At 38.6% G+C, this 1,026-nt stretch carries 1 protein-coding gene; it reads right to left on the bottom strand.

All coding sequences use genetic code 11. The annotated features are described in order from the left end of the window. Positions 1-761: beta-ketoacyl synthase N-terminal-like domain-containing protein (locus tag VPNCDNU1_RS28980; protein ID WP_272897557.1), on the bottom strand; the 761-nt coding region annotated here is incomplete at its 3' end. Positions 762-1,026 lie beyond the last annotated feature (265 nt).

Below are 1,026 nucleotides of genomic sequence, written 5' to 3'. Positions count from 1 at the left end.
CCCCGTTTTACGGCAGATTCATAGTCTTCCAAACAGACCACCGCCGCACCTTCCGCAAGAACAAACCCAGAGCGATTAACATCAAATGGGCAACACGCTTTATCAACATCCGATGGCTCTTTAGAAAGAGCATTAAGCACATCGATACTCCAAATACTGAATTCTTCTTTTAAGGATTCAGAACCACCTGCCACCATACATTTAGCCCGCCCAGATCGGATCGCTTCATAGGCTTCACCAATAGCTATTGTACCGGCGGCGCAAGCTGCCATAAGGGTATTCTGATGCCCTTTTAATCCATACATAATAGAGCATGCAGCCGTCATTGAGCTTGGCATAGTAATAAGGTTACTCATAGGGTGTGAAAGCTTCGACTGACAGTATTGCTGGCCAAACTCTATGGCGTGATCGAGCCCACCCCAACCACTTCCCAAAATGGCACCACAATCGTAGGGGTCGTAATATTCCGTTGGTGAGGTCTTTTGCCCAAAAGCTTGCTCAAACGCTTGACGAATCGCCTCTAGCGCATTTTTTCCGCAACTCGACATTGCCCTTGTCAAATTTTTAGGAAGATGCTGGTGACGCTTTGGGTTATCGGGTAAGAAAGAAAAAAACCGAGATTTAATAAGTGGGTTGTCAAATTCACATTTAACAAAGTTATGGCGTTTACTGATTATACTTTCCCAGCTGGAGTTAACATCCTCTCCAATAGGGGTTACGGCACCCATACCGGTAATAACAACTCTATTTTTATTATCCATCGTAGCCTAAACAATCCAATAATTATATAAAAACGCAACCACTTTAATTTTAATAATTACTTAACGACATATAATCGTAATAATTAAAATTAATACATATACCTTAAATGAATTTTCAACCAATTAATAAGTTCACAGATAAAATTAAAATAATAATGTATGTGAAATTATTTGACTTCAGTAATTATGTAAACAATGTATAGGAACAAATCTACTGACAAAATAAAAATTAAATACTTTGAAGTTTAAATTTAGTTATTGAACC

The organism is Vibrio penaeicida (assembly GCF_002933855.1).
Classification (GTDB): Bacteria; Pseudomonadota; Gammaproteobacteria; order Enterobacterales; family Vibrionaceae; genus Vibrio; species Vibrio penaeicida_A.
The sequence above is the reverse complement of the archived record's forward strand: the minus strand, read 5'-3'. Positions and strand labels throughout refer to the sequence as shown.